Origin of the sequence: Pseudomonas sp. 43(2021), assembly GCF_017490805.1 — a bacterium.
Classification (GTDB): Bacteria; Pseudomonadota; Gammaproteobacteria; order Pseudomonadales; family Pseudomonadaceae; genus Aquipseudomonas.
This window is the reverse complement of sequence record NZ_JAFGYJ010000176.1, coordinates 1-596: the sequence shown is the minus strand read 5'-3', so window position 1 is coordinate 596 and position 596 is coordinate 1. Positions and strand designations below refer to the sequence as shown.

The window sequence follows — 596 nt, the reverse complement described above, 5'->3', positions numbered from 1 at the left end:
CACGATAAGAGCTTTCCTGAAGGGCATGATCGTTATGTGCTGTATCTCAACCATAAGGGTACGATTGCCCACGAAGAAGTACCGATGAAGCCTGAGTACGGCGGTTCTTTCATTGATCCGCTCTGGCTGGCAAATGTTGATGCGAATACTTTGCAAGAAATTTTCAAGCGTTTTCCACTTTCCAAAAAAGACATTGCCGCTGCCATTAAGGCCAACGAGATAACCAAGGACGATTTGGCCGACATAATTCGTTCGATGCCCGATTAACCACTGCAAAGCCACCGACGGCTGCATTTCCTACAGAGCGCGGAAACGATCAGATACCCCTCTGTAGGAGTGAGCCTGCTCGCGATAGCGGTTTTTCAGGCGCTGAAAGGTGACTGATCGAGCGCATTCGCGAGCAGGCTCGCTCCCACAAGTCATCTGCTGATCGAAAGTCATTGCAGCATGTGCCTGCCGAAATGTCTGACGCCAACACCCTTCAAACCCAGTGGATTTTTCCTGCAAGACGCGGCGGCCGTGGTGAACTGGTGCGTTGTGACGCAGAGGGATAACCTCTTTTGGCCGCTGAAAAACACAGTGGTCGGATGTGGAAG

1 pseudogene is annotated in these 596 nt (G+C 51.3%); it reads left to right on the top strand.

What is annotated here, in order from left to right:
* Positions 1 to 267: pseudogene (locus J5M71_RS26610) on the top strand (hypothetical protein); the annotation flags it as partial.
* Positions 268 to 596: the final 329 nt, after the last annotated feature.